12 protein-coding genes are annotated in these 15,001 nt (G+C 73.3%); 6 read left to right on the top strand and 6 right to left on the bottom strand.

The features are described from left to right. Positions 1-680: 680 nt before the first annotated feature. Entirely contained in the window at positions 681-1,592 is a 912-nt protein-coding gene (locus tag ACFY9V_RS33560; protein ID WP_355343879.1) for a DUF2797 domain-containing protein, read from the bottom strand. A 191-nt stretch (positions 1,593-1,783) separates the two neighbouring features. Between ACFY9V_RS33560 and ACFY9V_RS33565 the strand changes: the two genes are divergently transcribed. Further along, the gene (locus ACFY9V_RS33565; RefSeq protein WP_391164129.1) at positions 1,784-2,104 is read left to right on the top strand and encodes an SHOCT domain-containing protein; all 321 of its coding nucleotides are present in this window, start codon (positions 1,784-1,786) and stop codon (positions 2,102-2,104) included. Between the two features lie 260 nt (positions 2,105-2,364). On the opposite strand, the gene ACFY9V_RS33570 is transcribed toward ACFY9V_RS33565, so the two are convergent. Next, on the bottom strand, positions 2,365-2,874 hold the full coding sequence (locus ACFY9V_RS33570; protein WP_391050183.1) for an ATP-binding protein: 510 nt from the start codon (positions 2,872-2,874) through the stop codon (positions 2,365-2,367). Positions 2,875-3,124: 250 nt separating this feature from the next. Here ACFY9V_RS33570 and ACFY9V_RS33575 point away from each other — a divergent pair, with 250 nt between their 5' ends. Then, positions 3,125-4,354 carry a pyridoxal-phosphate dependent enzyme gene (locus tag ACFY9V_RS33575; RefSeq protein ID WP_391050181.1) on the top strand — a complete coding sequence of 410 codons (1,230 nt, stop codon included), beginning with the start codon at positions 3,125-3,127 and terminating at the stop codon, positions 4,352-4,354. A 54-nt stretch (positions 4,355-4,408) separates the two neighbouring features. Here the strand turns inward: ACFY9V_RS33575 and ACFY9V_RS33580 are convergent, their stop codons facing one another. Further along, positions 4,409-4,813: a Rid family hydrolase gene (locus tag ACFY9V_RS33580; RefSeq protein ID WP_391164130.1), complete on the bottom strand. Its 405-nt coding sequence runs from the start codon at positions 4,811-4,813 to the stop codon at positions 4,409-4,411. A 349-nt stretch (positions 4,814-5,162) separates the two neighbouring features. Here ACFY9V_RS33580 and ACFY9V_RS33585 point away from each other — a divergent pair, with 349 nt between their 5' ends. From ACFY9V_RS33585 to ACFY9V_RS33595, 3 genes are all read left to right on the top strand, one after another. Beyond that, entirely contained in the window at positions 5,163-5,852 is a 690-nt protein-coding gene (locus ACFY9V_RS33585) for a molybdopterin-dependent oxidoreductase (protein WP_391164131.1), read from the top strand. Beyond that, a complete protein-coding gene (locus ACFY9V_RS33590) occupies positions 5,833-6,540 on the top strand; it encodes a cytochrome b/b6 domain-containing protein (RefSeq protein ID WP_391164132.1) in 708 nt (235 codons plus the stop codon). Before ACFY9V_RS33585 ends, ACFY9V_RS33590 begins: the two co-directional genes overlap by 20 nt. A 126-nt stretch (positions 6,541-6,666) precedes the next feature. After that, on the top strand, positions 6,667-8,070 hold the full coding sequence (locus tag ACFY9V_RS33595) for a hypothetical protein (protein WP_391164133.1): 1,404 nt from the start codon (positions 6,667-6,669) through the stop codon (positions 8,068-8,070). A gap of 70 nt (positions 8,071-8,140) precedes the next feature. Here the strand turns inward: ACFY9V_RS33595 and ACFY9V_RS33600 are convergent, their stop codons facing one another. Further along, a complete protein-coding gene (locus tag ACFY9V_RS33600; RefSeq protein ID WP_188286022.1) occupies positions 8,141-8,986 on the bottom strand; it encodes a DeoR/GlpR family DNA-binding transcription regulator in 846 nt (281 codons plus the stop codon). A gap of 219 nt (positions 8,987-9,205) precedes the next feature. Here ACFY9V_RS33600 and ACFY9V_RS33605 point away from each other — a divergent pair, with 219 nt between their 5' ends. Further along, on the top strand, positions 9,206-11,809 hold the full coding sequence (locus ACFY9V_RS33605; RefSeq protein ID WP_391164134.1) for a hypothetical protein: 2,604 nt from the start codon (positions 9,206-9,208) through the stop codon (positions 11,807-11,809). Here ACFY9V_RS33605 and ACFY9V_RS33610 read toward each other — a convergent pair. Further along, positions 11,779-14,190 (bottom strand): right-handed parallel beta-helix repeat-containing protein, encoded by a 2,412-nt coding sequence (locus ACFY9V_RS33610; RefSeq protein WP_355343896.1) that lies wholly within the window; start codon positions 14,188-14,190, stop codon positions 11,779-11,781. The two genes, ACFY9V_RS33605 and ACFY9V_RS33610, sit on opposite strands and share 31 nt — an antisense overlap. Before the next feature lie 118 nt (positions 14,191-14,308). Next, complete coding sequence (locus tag ACFY9V_RS33615) at positions 14,309-14,938, bottom strand: hypothetical protein (protein WP_391164135.1); 630 nt, start codon at positions 14,936-14,938, stop codon at positions 14,309-14,311. Between the last annotated feature and the right edge of the window lie 63 nt (positions 14,939-15,001).

The following is a 15,001-nucleotide window of genomic DNA, read 5'->3' on the forward strand; positions in this document are numbered from 1 at the left end:
GGGCTCGGGTACGTCGGCGTCCGACGGTCCGCCTCTGGGGCGGACGGGAAGGTGTGGGTGAAAGCCCGGCCCCCTGCCCGACCGACCGTCCAGCCGGGGCGGACGGGAAGGGGGGATGGGGGCTCGGCCCCCTGCGCGACCGACCGTCCAGCCGGGGCGGACGAGAAGGGGTGGGTGGGCTCGGGTATGTCGGCGTCCGCCTGTCCGTGGGGGGCCGGGGTGGGTGTCCAAGATTGTGAGGGTGCCCCGGGTGTCTTCCGCCCTGAGGGGGCGCTCTCCGTTGATTCCACGGTGGAGGAACGGCCGGGTGTCGTCACCGGTCTTTGGGACCTTCCTTAGCCACAGCGGACCGTCGGACGCCGACGTGCCCGAGCCCATCCATCCCCCTCCCGCCTACGCGGGCGGGTCGGGGGGCGCAGGGGGCGAGCCCCCACCCACCCCCTCCCCGGCAACCCCCACCGGACCGTCGGACGCCGACGTACCGGGAGGGGACGGGGCGGGGTGCCCCCGCAGAAATACGTTGACGGCCGGGTACCGAATGCGGAAAGGCCAGGTGGTACGGATTTCGAGGAGGTGCCCCGGCCCGGCACCGACCAGGCACAAGCGGCACCCGCAGACGACAAAGCACCCGCACGGGTGGGCGGGTGGGCGGGCAAGACAGGCCGCGCAGCGGCGAGCCCTCAGAAGAGCGGCGGCGGGGCTTGCTTGGCCGGCGCGGTGACGGCCGTCGGGACGTCCGTTGGCGCGCCGTGCGGCGCGCGCAGCAGAGGCCAGCCCTGGGCGAGCCGGGTGTCGAGCAGTAGAAGGCGGCCCGAGTCTTCCGCCCCCTCCGGCTCCGAGACCCGCACGTAGACGTCGTAACCGGCCGCCGCCCTGACCGTCCCGGTGACCGTGCTGCCCGGCGGCAGCGCGGTGATGCGGGCGGCGGGAGGCGGGAGTTGGCCGGGTGAGAGGCCGAACAGGACGGCGTGGTCGACGACTTCGCAGGGCCGAGCCCGCAAGGTGTCGGGCAGCAGGCCGGCCACCGAGGCGTGCAGGCCGCGCAGTTCGGCCGCGCGGGCCTCCGCGTCGGGCAGCGCGTAGCGGGCGGCGCGCTTGGCCGGAGCGGAGACGCGGTCGGGGACGCCGAGGGCCGCGCCCAGGATCGTCTCGGTACGGCGGGCCGTCATCAGGGGCCCCTCGCCGAGGAAGGTGAAGCAGACGGCGGCCTGCTCCCGCAGCCTGGCCGCGCCGCGTTCGGCCGCCGTGATGCCCACCTTGAGCAGTCCGGGGCCGAACCAGGCCAGATAGACGGCGTACGGCCGCGGATCGTCCGCCTTGGTGTCGGCCGCCACCGAATACGAACGGTCCAGCGCGGCGCACCGCTCGCACTGGTCGCGCCGTACGTCGGGAGGCAGCCGCGCGCCGTAAGGACACGTCACGTACCGGCCGCCGCGCCACACCCCCGCGCAGGTGCGTACCGCGTCCGCGCCGACGGCCAGGGACAGCGGTCCGCCGAGCCGCAGCGGGCTCGACCGGCCGCGGTGCACCGGATGCCACCACGTCCACTCGGGACCGCCCTGACCCCAGCCCAGTCCCGTGCAGCGCCACATGTCCCCGACCCTAGGGCAGGGGTACGACAGCGCCCGCCCTCGACCGGAGCAGCGCCGGGGCCGCCGCGTACTCCGCGAGTGGTAGCGCGGGTGCCGCTGGTCGTACGACGACGGGCGGCCCGTGGAGGACGAGGCTCGGTGGTGTCGGAAGAAGCCTCCCGACCCGGCATCCACCGAGGAGTTGACGAGCGATGAACACCCTGGCTTGGCATGACGGCGGGCCCGGCCCGTGGATTGTGTTCCTGCCCCTGATCTGGGCGGCTGTGGTCGTCACCGTGATCACCGTGCTGCGCCGCACCGTCTGGCGCGGACGCGGGCGCGGCGGCCCCTGGCGGGCGGCGCCCTGGCGGTCGGAGGCGGCCGCCGAGGCCGCGGAGAACTCGCCGGTCACCCTGCTCGGCCGCCGCTTCGCCGCGGGCGAGATCGACGAGGACGAGTACTGGCGCCGACTGTCGGTCCTGGACGAGCGCTTCGGCCGTGACCTGCGCGAGGGCACGGGCGGTACGGCGTGAGCGCGCTGCCCAGCGGCCCGAACGACGGGCGGCCCGGCTGGACGTCCTGCGGGCCGTCACCACCGAGTGAGCCAGCGGGACACGGCGGCCCGGCACGACAATGAGACACGACAGCGGGACACGGCGGAGGAGCGCGCGCACAGACGGACCGGCCGTCGTATCCGCACGGGGGGATACGACGGCCGGTTCCGTGGCCTCGCGGATCGCCGCGCAGGCACCGTACGGGATCGCCGTGACGGGCGGCCTGCGCACCGGGTCGGTCAGGCGACCGGTACGGCGATACTGGCGGCGACGGCGGCGATGCGCTCACGCGGCGGCTCGAAGGCCACAGCGGCACGCAGCGGGACCAGCGACGGCCGCGGCATCGGTGTGCGGAGCACGAACCACACGACCTTGCCGCCGTCCTCGGGCAGCAGATCGGTGCCCCAGCTGTCGCTCACCGCCTCCACCATGGCCAGCCCGCGACCGGCGGTCGCCAGCGGCTCCGCGGCGGCCGGTGCCAGCTTCGGCAGCCTCGGGTCGTTGTCGGTGACGGCCACCGTGAGGCGGTCGGACGCGTGCGACAGACGCACCGAGCAGTGCTTGTCGGGCTTGGCGTGGCGGTGGACGTTCGCGAGCAGTTCGCTGATGCCGAGCGACGCCGCGTCGATCAGCGGGTCGAGGCGCCAGTAGCGAAGCTGGGCGGACACGATGCGCCGGATCTGCTGGATCCGGTACGGATGCGCGTCGAGTTCGAGCGCACACTCTCTGTCGGTTTGGTCGGCTTGCATGATCACGGCTGCGACTCCCTCCGCGGCGGGGGCCGGAACACCGCGGGGCGGGTCCGGGACGTACGCCGCTCCGATGGGAACACCTGAGCGAAAATGCGTAGAGTGACTGCTACAGCACTCCGTGATGCGATTTCAGAGTCTCCCCAGGTGGCCGAATCCGCAACTTCCGGGACCGTCGCCCGCCTGCGCAAAGGCCGACGGGCCAGTGCTGGACCGCTTTCTGATGGTTTAGACGCTTATGATCCACGGCATGGACGCGAACGATTCGGACGAGACCGGCGAGCGATCGGACGGGGCGAGCGGCGCGGGAAGAACCGCCGAGGGGGCCGGAGCGGCGGGGGCGACCGGAGCGGCCGGGGCGGGTGACCGGGCGGGCGGCCGTACGGGCACGGTGGACGTCGACCGCACCGACACCGGCTACCGCGCCTGGCTGAAGGAAGCCGTCCGCAAGGTCCAGGCCGACGCCAACCGGTCCGCCGACACCCACCTGCTGCGCTTCCCGCTGCCCGAGTCGTGGGGCATCGACCTCTACCTCAAGGACGAGTCCACCCACCCGACCGGCTCGCTCAAGCACCGCCTCGCCCGCTCGCTCTTCCTCTACGGGCTGTGCAACGGCTGGATCCGCCCCGGCAAGCCGGTCATCGAGGCGTCCAGCGGCTCAACCGCCGTGTCCGAGGCCTATTTCGCGGGTCTCATCGGCGTGCCCTTCGTCGCGGTCCTCCCGCGCACCACCGCGCACGAGAAGCAGCGGCTGATCGAATTCCACGGCGGCCGGTGTCATCTCGTGGACGACCCGCGCACGGTCTACGAGGTCTCCGCGCGGCTCGCGGCCGAGACCGGCGGGCACTACATGGACCAGTTCACGTACGCCGAGCGCGCCACCGACTGGCGCGGCAACAACAACATCGCCGAGTCGATGTTCCAGCAGCTCCGCCGTGAGCGGTACCCGGACCCGGCCTGGATCGTCGCCACCGCGGGGACCGGCGGCACCTCGGCGACCATAGCCCGCTATGTGCACTACATGCAGCACGACACGCGGATCTGCGTCGCCGACCCGGAGAACTCCTGCTTCTTCGACGGCTGGCTGACCGGTGACAAGTCCGTTTCCTGCGAGCGGGGTTCACGGATCGAGGGGATCGGGCGGCCGCGCATGGAGCCGAGCTTCGTGCCCGGCGCGATCGACCGCATGATGAAGGTCCCGGACGCCGCCTCGGTCGCGGCCGTACGCGCCCTCGACACGGCCATCGGCCGCAAGGCGGGCGGTTCCACCGGGACCGGGCTGTGGAGCGCCTTCAAGATCATCGCCGAGATGGTCGCGGAGGGGCGCACCGGCAGCGTCGTCACCCTGATCTGCGATCCGGGCGACCGCTACCTCGACAAGTACTACTCCGACGCCTGGCTCGCGGCGCAGGGCCTGGACATCGCGCCGTACGCGGCGGCGATCGACGCCTTTCTGGCGGACGGCAGTCGGCCGGATTGACGCCACGTCAGATACGAGGTCGGCGCGCGGTCCGGCGCCGGACCCAGTGCCTGATCAGATCGCCGCCAGCGCGTCGATCTCCACCCGGAACGCGGGGTTGACCAGCCCGGCGACCCGTACCAGGGAACACGCGGGGAGCCTCTGCGGGGCCAGGAATTCATCCCGCACCCGCCGGAAGGCGGCGAGATCGGCGAGATCGGTGAGGAAGACGGTGAGCTTCACGATCCGGTCCGGCGTCGCGCCCGCGGCGGCAAGCGCCGCGACGAGATTGACGAACACCTGCCGGATCTGGGCCTCCGCGTCGTCCCCGCCGACCAGCGTGCCGTCCGCGTCGAGCGGCACCTGACCCGACACCGCGACCGTGCGACCGGTGAACGCCACCGCGTGGCTGTACCCGTTGACCGGCGGCAGCCCCTCAGGCCGCTCGTAGTGCGCGATGTCCTGATCTTTGTCACCCATGACCGGCATGGTGGCACAGCCGTGTGCCGGTCCCCGCACCCGCACCCGCCGCGACCTCGCGGAACGCACAGCGGACGCGGATAAACGGACCCGGATGTGACGAAACTCTGACGGAGTGCCGCCGACCCTGGCCAGCGGGCCTCCGGCGTGCTCGAATCGAGGAATGGAAGACAGCACGTCCCACCCGGTGAGGTCACCGGAACCGCTTCCGCCGTCGGCAGTCCCGCACACCCCGAAATCGCCGGACACCCCCAGATCGCCGGACACCCCCCAACCGCGGGACACCCCGGACTCGCAGGACGCTCAGGACTCCCCGGAGGGCGCGGAATCGGAAGGGCGCGGCACCCCTGTGGGTCGCCGAGTCATCCTCGGCATGCTGGGACTCGGCGCCGTCGGCGTCGGCGTCGGCAGCGCTGTCCAGGGCAAGCTCGACACGATCCTGGCGTCGGTCAGCGCCAAGGACCCCACCGGGGTGACCGGACTGCTGCCCGGCGGCGGCGGTTTCCGCTTCTACTCGGTGTCCAACTCCATCCCGCACCGGGGAGAGAACGACTACCGGCTGACCGTCGGCGGCCTCGTCGACAAGCCCGCCTCGTACCGCCTCGCCGATCTGCGGGCGTTGCCGCAGGTGCGGATGGTGCACGACGTGCAGTGCGTCACCGGCTGGCGGGTGCCGAGCACCGCATTCTCCGGGGTGCGGCTGTCCACCCTGCTCGACGCGGCGGGCGTCCAGGCCAAGGGCGGGGCGATCCGCTTCAACTGCTTCGACGGCGTCTACACCGAGAGCCTCACCATGGAGCAGGCCAGACGGCCCGACATGCTGGTGGCGCTCACCATGAACGACAAGCCCGTCACCGACGCGCACGGCGGACCCGTACGGCTCTACGCCGCGCCCATGTACTTCTACAAGTCCGCCAAGTGGCTGTCCGGAATCACGGTCACCAAGGACGTCCAACCCGGCTACTGGGAGCACTACGGCTATGACGTGGACGGATGGGTCGGCACGTCGAACGGCCGCCATGATGACCCGACTACGTGAGGCACGGGCCGTCACCGGGCTGCGCCGCTTCACCCGCGCCGAGACCTGGGTGCACCGCTCACTGGCCTGGCTGATGGGCGTGTGCGTGTTCACCGCCGCCTGTCTGTACTTCCCGCCGCTGTCGGAGATCGTCGGCCGCAGACGGCTGGTCGTCACCGTTCACGAGTGGTCCGGCATCCTGCTCCCGGTACCGGTGATCCTGGGACTGGCCTCGCGCGCCTTCCGCCGGGACGCGAGCGGGCTCGGCCGGTTCTTCCCGCACGACTGGCGCTGGCTGCGCGCCGCGCTGCGCACCCGCAGGCGCGAGCCGAGCCTGGCGGGCAAGTTCAACGCGGGCCAGAAGCTCTTCGCCGCCTTCAGCGTCGGCGCGGTGCTGGTGATGATCGGCAGCGGGCTGATCATGTGGTTCCCCCGGATGTCCCCGCTGCTCTACCGTACCGGCGCCACCTTCGTGCACGACTGGCTGGCGCTCCTGCTGGCCGCCGGGATCACCGGACACGTCTGGTTCGCCAGCAAGGACCCCGAGGCGCGGCGCGGCCTGCGCACCGGCTACGTACCGCGCTGGTGGATCAAGGAGGAACACCCGCTGTGGCAGCCGGAATCCTCGACCGAGGGTGACGGGGAGGGGAGCGGCGGCGGCCGTGCTCCGGGGAGGACGGGGACGACCACGGCGCGCGGGCCGCGCTGAACTCCTGGGCGCCCGCGGCCGGTTCGCGGTCGCACGTACCTTTCGCGGCAGTTCTGTTACGGGCCGGACACCGGGCGGTCGCTCCGGGGCCACCGGGGTTTCGCGGGAGGCGCCTAGCGTCGCCGCATGACGACGTCTCAGGTGACGCGGCCCCCGGCGGGCGACCCGCCGGCGGTGGTGGCCGTAACGGTCAGGCAACCGGAGACGATACGCGCGCCGCGGCGCGGCCTTCGACGGGGGAAGGCCGGGCCGCGGCGGCTCGGTACCAGGGCCGTGACGGCGCTGGCGCTGCTGGCCGCGCTGTGCGCCGTCGCGGTCGCCGGGGCGATCGGCGTACGGTCGGACACCGCGGGGCTGCGGGACGCGGTGACCCAACGGGCCGCCGTGGCGGGTCAGTTGCGCTTCGCCCTGGCCGACCTGGACGCCCAGCGGGCCGACACCCTCGCACCGGGCAGATCCGCCACCGACGCACAGGTCGAGGTCGGTAACCAGCTCATCGCGCTGATCACCGCGCAGCAGCGGCGCGCCGAAATCAGCGACCTGCTGCGGCAGCTCGCCGCCGACCGCTCGCAGAGCGTCCGGGTGCGGGACCTGCTCGACGGGCTCGGCCGTTACGACGACCTCAGCGGCCGGGCCGCCTACGTGGACGAGCAGCAGCCCGACCGCACCGCGGGCCACCCGCCGCCGCGCGCCGTGGCGATGAACGTCCAGGCCGGGCAGATCATGCACGACCAGCTCCTGCCCGAGGCCACGGAGCTGTCCGCCGGGTACGAGGCGAAGGCGGCGCAGTTGGAGTCCGCGGCCCACTCGGCCGCGCTGCGCTGGGCCCTGGTCATCGGTGTCGTCGGTCTGCTGACGCTCGGCTTCCTCCTGTCGTGGCAGTGGGAACTGGCCACCGACTACCGGCGGTTGTTCAACCCGGCGCTGGTCGCGGCCACCGTCGCCGCGCTGCTCGTCACCCTCGTGGGCACTCTCGCCCTCACCTCGTCCGCCGACGCCGTGACCGCGGCCGGCCGCGAAGGGCTGCGCCCCTGGTCCCGGCTGGCCGAGGCCCGCGCCACCGCCGCGCAGGCCGCCGCGAGCGAGAGCCGCTGGTTCGTCCACGACGCCGGCTACGGGGTCGCCGACCAGCGGCAGTTCGACGGTCTGGTCAAGCGACTCGACGCACTGCTCAGCCCCGACGGATACGCCACCGCGGCCGAACGCGCCGCGTACGAGGACGTTCTCACCCGCTACGGCCACTTCCTCGCCGACGACAAGCGGCTGCGGTCACTGAAGTCGCGGGGCAGGACGGACGAGGCCGCGGTTGTCCTGACCAATGTCGGACGCGGTGACGTGGCCTTCGACTTCTGGGACTTCGCCACCACCCTGGACGCCCTCGCGGGCCGTCAGCTCGACGATTTCGACACGCACGCGAGGGCCGCCCACGACGATCTGGCGGGCTGGCCCCAGATCCCGGGGGGCGCGCTCGGCGCGGCCGGTGTGCTGGTGCTCCTCGCCGTGCGCGCACGCTTCGCCGAATACCGCTGAGCCGCTGGACGAACTGAGCCGAGGCCCTGGGCGACCGGAGCCGAAGCCCTGAACACCCTTAGCCGGGCGGTCAGTTGTCGGCCGCGCCCGTCGAGCCCTCCGGCTCCTCGGCGACCATCAGCTCCGACAGGTGCTCGGCGATCTCCGCGCGCAGCACCTCGGGAATGCCCGCGTCCGTCACGAGAGTGTCCACGTCCTCCAGCGAGGCGAAGGAACTCAGGCCCACCGTGCCCCACTTGGTGTGGTCGGCGATCACCACGACGCGGCGGGCGGACCGTACGAACTGCCGGTTGGTCTCGGCCTCCGCGAGGTTCGGCGTCGACAGGCCCGCCTCCACGGAGATGCCGTGCACGCCGAGGAAGAGCAGGTCGAAGTGGAGGGACTGGATCGCCCGGTCCGCGACAGGGCCGACCAGCGTCTCCGACGGGGTGCGCACACCACCGGTGATGACCACGGTCGCGCTCGCCTCGCCACTGTGGGCGCCGGTCCGCCGCTGCCCCGACTGGAAGACGTCCGCGACCCGCACCGAGTTGGTGACCACGGTCAGATCCGGCACGTCCAGCAGATGGTGGGCCAGCGCGAAGGTGGTCGTGCCGCCCGCCAGCGCGATGGCGCTGCCCGGCGTGACCAGGGTCGCCGCCGCCCGCGCGATGGCCTCCTTCGCGCCCAGCTCAAGCGCCGACTTCGCCTCGAAGCCCGGCTCGTGGCTGCTGGCCTCGACGACCGGCACCGCGCCGCCGTGCACCTTCTCCACGACACCCTGCCGGGCCAGCGCGTCGAGATCGCGCCGCACCGTCATGTCGGAGACGTTCAGCCGCCGCGTCAGCTCGTTGACCCGGACACCGCCGCGCCGCCGCACCTCGTCGAGGATCAGGGCCCGCCGCTGCTCCGCGAGCAGGTTCTGGTTGTCGCTCACCCGTGACCCCGTCCCGTCCGTCTCGTTGTCCGCGATGCCGTCCACCGACGTGCTGCGGTCATCTTTCCATGAGCGGCGACATCGCGTGTACGTCAGGTGACCGGACCGGTACGACTTCCGACCATCGACATCACGATTACGGCACGGCTGCCGGGCCTGACGGCTGCCCGCGGGCCGGGCGGGCACCACCGGAGGGAACAGCGAGGGACGGGGGACGCAGTGTCACCACGAACGGGAGCGGGAGCGGAAGGCGGAACGGACGCGCGGGCGGCGGAAGCGGAGGCGAGAGCCGAAGCGGAACCCGAGGCGAACACCGGACCCGAAGCCGGTACGTGCGAGACGCTCGCGCTGGAACTCCTCGTCCACGGAGTCGGCGGCACCACCCCCGCCCTCATGCTCGACGACTCCCGCATCGTCTGCGTCGCGGGCGACGACATCGCCGGGATACACCGCCGCGTCCGCGACGCCGACGCCGAGGAGCACCCCGAGGAACACCGCGACGGCCCGGTGGCCGAGGCGTACTGCTGGTCCAACCTCACCTCGGGCAACGGCAGCCGCGCGCTGTGGCTGCTGCTCCTGCCGTTCATGATCGCCAACCTGGCGCACTGGATGCGCCCGCCGTCCACCCGGCACCGGTTGCGCCGCGGCTACGACGTCCTCGTCCGGCTGATCGCGCTGACCCTCACCGTGCTGCTGGTCGCCGCCGCCTGCGAAGTCGCCCTCGACATCGTCGCGTGGCAGTGCGCGGGCCGGGCCGCCTGCGCCCGCGACAAGGCGTGGCTCGGCTTCGCGGCCGTCGAGCGCGGAGGCTGGTGGAGCGAGCCCGGCCGCCGCCTCGCCCTGGCCGCCACCGCACCGCTCGCCCTGACCTGCCTGCTGTGGTGGCTGTCCCACCGCACCTGGTACGCGTACGAGTCGCAGCGCCCGAACGACCGGCAGGCCCCGCCGCCCGGCTCCGGCACCCCCGCCCTCGCGCTGCCCGGCTTCTGGTACGGCCGCCGGTCCGTCGCCCGGCTGCGCACCGCCCACACCGCCGCCGGCCTGCTCACCGTCGCCGCCGCCCTGTGCGTCCCGGCCCTGCGCTACGACCACGGGCACGGCGGGCGGGCGCTCCCGGCGGTCGGCTGGACGCTCGCCGGGCTGCTCGCTGTCCTCGGCACGGCGGCCGTCGTCGCCGCGTGCCGGGCCCGCCGTACCGAGAACGACGTGGACGACACCACCGACCGGCTCACCACGCGGGTCCTGCTCAACGGCACGGCGGCGGCACTGACCGCGGCCGTCGTCTACGGCGCCTGGCACCGGCCCGGCTGGACCTCCGCCGGACGGCTGCCCGCCGCCCAGACGTTCACCGTGCTCACCGTGCTCCAGGGCGCGCTGATCGCCGCGCTCGCGGTGACGGCGCTGCTCCTGCACCGCTCGCCTCCGCCGGAGTACGCGCCGACGTCCGCGGCCCCTCCCGGGTCCGCCGACGCGCCCGACGATTCACCTGACGACGTGCCTGACGACGCGCCCGACGATTCACCTGACGACGCGCCTGACGACGCGCCCGACGGCCTGCCCGCCGACCGCGGGGTCGCGCTGCGCGGGCTCGCCGGGCCCGCCGTCGCGCTGCTGGCCTGTGCGATGGGCGGAGTGCTGACCGGCGGGGTGGCGCAGCGGTGCGCGGACTGGCTGGACCGGGGTCCGACGCCCGGCGAGAAGGGCAGCTCGCTGGCCGGGCCGCCCGCCGTGCTGACCTGGGAGGCGTCCGTGATCCCCGCCGTCCTCGCGGTGCTCCTGCTGTGCGCCGCCGCGGTGATGTGGCGGCTGCGGCGCCGGGAGCGGGAGCTGCGCGCGGAGGTCGAGCGGATGTACCCGGAAGAGCCGCACCACAGGACCAGGACCCGGCAGATCGCCGGGACCCTCGCCCGCGCCGGGCTGACCGACAGCGCGCCGACGCTGATCGCCGTGGTGTGCGCGGCGTCGTTCGCCCTGGGCGCCGGGGCTCTCGTGGGCGCCCTGCGCTCGGGCCGCACACCGGGGGAGACCGCCGCCGGGGCGCCGGGCGTCCTCGACGCGGTCGCCGGCACCGCGCAGGCGCTCGGCTCCTGGATGGTCGGCGCCGGAGTGGTGGCGCTGATCGCGCTGGGACGGCGGGCGTACCGCGACGCCTCCGCGCGCCGCACGGTCGGCATCCTGTGGGACGTCGGCACCTTCTGGCCGCGCGCCGCGCACCCCTTCGCGCCGCCCTGCTACGCCGAGCGCGCGGTGCCCGACCTGAGCTGGCGGATCCAGACCTGGACGCGGCGCACCGGCGGCCGGATCATCCTGTCCGGCCACTCGCAGGGCAGCGTCCTGGGCGCCGCCGCGGTCTGGCAGCTCGACCCGGCCACCCGCGCCCGCGTCGCCCTGCTCACCTATGGCTGTCCGCTGGCCCGGCTCTACGGCCGCTGGTTCCCCGCCCACTTCGGGCCCGACCGGCTGCGCGCGCTGCACGACGACATGCACGCCTGGCGCAATCTGTGGCGCCGCACCGACCCGATCGGCGGCCCCGTCCACCTCGGCGCCCGCTCCAACGCACAGGGCAAGCACGGCAGTTCGGCCGCGCCGTACGTCGACCGGGGTCCGCTGCTCGACCCCGTCGCGTACGGCCGCAGTCTGTACCACCCGCTGCCGGAACCGGTGCTCGGGCACTCGGACTTCCAGGCCGACCCGGCCTTCGCCGAGGAACGCACGGCGCTGCTCGCCGAGTTGGCGCGGTCAGGGCCGGAGCGGGCCGTACGGTCCGCCCCGGCGCCGACCGCGCTGCCCGCTCAGGGCAGCTCCGGCAGATCCTCCGGGTAGAGCAACTGGAGTTCCTCGTGCGTGGGTTCCTCGACCTGCGCGAGCCGTCCCGCGTGCCGCTCGACCATCGCCTCGAACGTCTGCCGGGCCGCGCGGCCGTTGCCGAACCCCGGACCCTTCGGGATCGCGGTGAAGTACTTGAGCAGCGCCTCGCCCGCGTCGTCCGCGAGTTGGTACTCCTGCTCCAGGACCTGCGACTCCACGATCCGCAGCAGCTCCTCCGCGGTGTAGTCGCCGAAGGTGATGGTCCGTGAGAAACGCGACGCCACACCGGGGTTGGAGGCGAGGAAGCGCTCCATCTCCGCGGTGTACCCGGCGACGATCACCACCACCGCGTCCCGGTGGTCCTCCATCAGCTTCACCAGCGTGTCGATCGCCTCGCGTCCGAAGTCCCGCCCGGAGTCCTCGGGGGCCAGCGCGTACGCCTCGTCGATGAACAGCACACCGCCGCGGGCCCGTTCGAACGCCTCCTGGGTACGGATCGCCGTCGACCCGATGTGCTCGCCCACCAGGTCCACCCGCGCCACCTCGACGAGATGGCCGCGCTGGAGCACACCGAGCGACGCCAGGATCTCCCCGTACAGCCGGGCCACCGTGGTCTTGCCGGTGCCGGGGGAGCCGGTGAAGACCAGGTGGCGGCGGAGCGAGGGCGCCTTCAGACCGGCCTCCTGGCGGCGGCGGCCGACCGCGATCAGGTCGATCAGCGTGCGCACCTCGCGCTTGACGCTGTCCAGGCCGACCAGCGCGTCCAGGTCGCCGAGCACGTCGTCGCTGTCCCGCGCGACCTGCTCGGGCGGCGCGGTCTCGGCCACCGGACGCTGCTCCGGAACACCGCCGAGCAGCCCGTACGACTGTGTCGCCGCGGCCTGCTGCACGGTCGCGGCGCCCGAGGGCACCGGCACCGGATCGGCCTCCGTCGCCGCCCGGTCGCTGGTGCAGTCCTCGGTGACCGGGCCCGGCTCGGCGAATTCGTAACCGCCGCGCGCGCAGCGCTCGGTACGGCAGCGGGTCAGCGTGGACCGGCAGCCGTCGATGATGTGGAAGCCGTAGCCGCGGCTGCCGGTGACCCGGACGGCGGTGAAGGTGCCGCGGCCCTCGGCCGAGACGTAGATGCCGGACTCGGCCGCGTTGGTGACCGTACAGCGGTCGAGCGCCGGGTCGGCGCCCTTGGTGACGATCACCCCGGTCGCGGTGTCGTCGATGGTGACCTGCGCGAGGGTGCCGCCGCTGCCGTGGTCGCGGAACCAGGCGCCGGTGGCGGCCTCCCGGATCCGGCAGTCGTCGAGCTGGACGTTCGCACCGTCGCTCACCGACACCGCGGTGTTGCGGATCTGCGAGAAGTCGGTGTCCACGACATCGGCGCGCGAGCCCCGGTCCAGGACGAAGAGCGCGTCCGGCACGTCGTGGACCCGGCAGGAATCCAGTATGGCCACGGCGCCGTCGCTCACCCAGACCGCCGGGTAGTCGCCCGTACTGTCGTGGATCTCGCACTGGTTGGCGTCCACGCGGGTGCCCGGGTCCCACACCGACAGGCCGTTGCGGCCGAAGCGGCGGACCTGGCAGCGGGTCAGCGTCAGCACCGAACGCGCCCGCAGGTCGACCGCGTTCTCCGGGATGTCGTGGATGTCGCAGTCCGCCATCGCCAGCACCCCGTCGGTGTCCAGCGAGATGCCGTCGCCGGTCGTGCGGTGCACCTGGCAGTCGGTGAAGTGCGCGGAGGCGCGCGCGGAGACCTGCACACCGCTGCCGCGGATCTCGTAGACCTCGCAGCCCACCGCCTCCAGGGCGCTGCCCTCGCCGGTCACCGACAGGCCGGAGCCCGAGGTGTTGTGCACCCGGCAGCGCTCGAGGCGCGGCGCGGCCCCGCCGCGTACGGCGATCCCGCTCTGGCCCGCGGCGACCACCTCGCACTCCTCGAACAGCCCGCCCGCGGCGTCCAGCACGCTGATCCCGAGGCCGCCCGGATTGTCCACCGTGCACTGCCGCACCGTGGGCCGGGCGCCGTCGCGCACCTCAAGGCCCACGGCGGAACGGGTGTTGATCCGCAGGCCCGTCAGCTCGGGCGCGCACGCCTCGACGAGCAGCGCGGCGGCCGAGATGTCCTGGCCCTCGACCACGAGGTCCTGGACGGTCGCGGCGGCCCGTACGGTCAGCGCCACGCCCGAGGCCGGGGCGATCCGTACCGTCCCGGCGCCGTCGGCGCAGCGCAGTGTCACCGCGCGGTCCAGCACCAGATTCTCCCGGTAGGTGCCTGAACTCACCGAGAGGATGTCACCGTCCGCCGCCGCTTCGACCGCGGCGGCCAGGGACTCGTACTCGCCCGTGCGGCGGCGCCACCGCGAGCTGTTCGGATTGGTCACCTGGACCACGCCATGTGCCATCGGGCTGCTGTGCCCCCACCTCTTGCATCTGCTGACCGGGGACCCACCGTAGCGTGCGCGGAAGGCGGCTGTTGACGAACACCGGTCCGCCCGCGGTCCCGCCCGGTCGTCGCGCCGCTCAGCCGCCCGCTCCCGCGCGGCCCCAGTCCTGGCCGACGCGGGCCCAGTCCCGCTCCCAGCTCGTCAGCCGGCGGCTCATCAGCCGCCACATCACCAACTGCCGTACGATCATCAGGAATCCGGCGGCGGACGTCGCGGCCGCGGTGCCCGCCAGCACGGAGTGCGTGGCGGCGGTGGCCGAATCCAGCGGTGGCGCGACCAGTTCGCCCGAGCGGTCCGTCCACAGCCAGATACCGCCCTTGCGCCAGACCTCGATGTCGCCGGGCACCGTCGCGCTGTAGACGGATTCGCCGTCCGGGGACTTCCAGCGCAGCAGATCGCCGCGGCGCGGATCGGCGGTGCCGACCTTGTCGGCGACCGCGGGCGTCGTCGTGTCCGGCGGATCCAGCACGGTGGCGGGGACCAGCCGCCGCTGCGCGTTCTCGGTGCGCACCACCCGCTGGAGGGCCCGGTCCACCGAACTGCCCGCCCACCAGCCGAGCGCGGGGGTCGCGCAGAGCAGCACCACGGTGGCCACGCCGAGCCATGCCTCGACGAGATCGGAGCGGCGCCGCAGCGGATTGCGCCGCCACCGCCAGCCGAACTTCCTGAGCCGTGTGCGGTGACGCTGCCGACTCTGGCGATTCATGGACGGACCCCCTTCACACCCGTTCAACTACCGCAAACGGCGCGACTCATGCGTGTGGATCCG

This window comes from Streptomyces sp. NPDC008317, assembly GCF_042955955.1.
GTDB lineage: Bacteria > Actinomycetota > Actinomycetes > Streptomycetales > Streptomycetaceae > Actinacidiphila.

Bases quoted from the DNA above. Each gene is read 5' to 3' on its own strand.
- ACFY9V_RS33575 (WP_391050181.1), top strand. From the start codon at position 3,125: ATGGACGCGAACGATTCGGACGAGACCGGCGAGCGATCGGACGGGGCG.
- ACFY9V_RS33560 (WP_355343879.1), bottom strand. From the start codon at position 1,592: ATGTGGCGCTGCACGGGACTGGGCTGGGGTCAGGGCGGTCCCGAGTGG.
- ACFY9V_RS33590 (WP_391164132.1), top strand. From the start codon at position 5,833: ATGATGACCCGACTACGTGAGGCACGGGCCGTCACCGGGCTGCGCCGC.
- ACFY9V_RS33580 (WP_391164130.1), bottom strand. From the start codon at position 4,813: ATGGGTGACAAAGATCAGGACATCGCGCACTACGAGCGGCCTGAGGGG.
- ACFY9V_RS33610 (WP_355343896.1), bottom strand. From the start codon at position 14,190: ATGGCACATGGCGTGGTCCAGGTGACCAATCCGAACAGCTCGCGGTGG.
- ACFY9V_RS33615 (WP_391164135.1), bottom strand. From the start codon at position 14,938: ATGAATCGCCAGAGTCGGCAGCGTCACCGCACACGGCTCAGGAAGTTC.
- ACFY9V_RS33570 (WP_391050183.1), bottom strand. From the start codon at position 2,874: ATGCAAGCCGACCAAACCGACAGAGAGTGTGCGCTCGAACTCGACGCG.
- ACFY9V_RS33565 (WP_391164129.1), top strand. From the start codon at position 1,784: ATGAACACCCTGGCTTGGCATGACGGCGGGCCCGGCCCGTGGATTGTG.
- ACFY9V_RS33595 (WP_391164133.1), top strand. From the start codon at position 6,667: ATGACGACGTCTCAGGTGACGCGGCCCCCGGCGGGCGACCCGCCGGCG.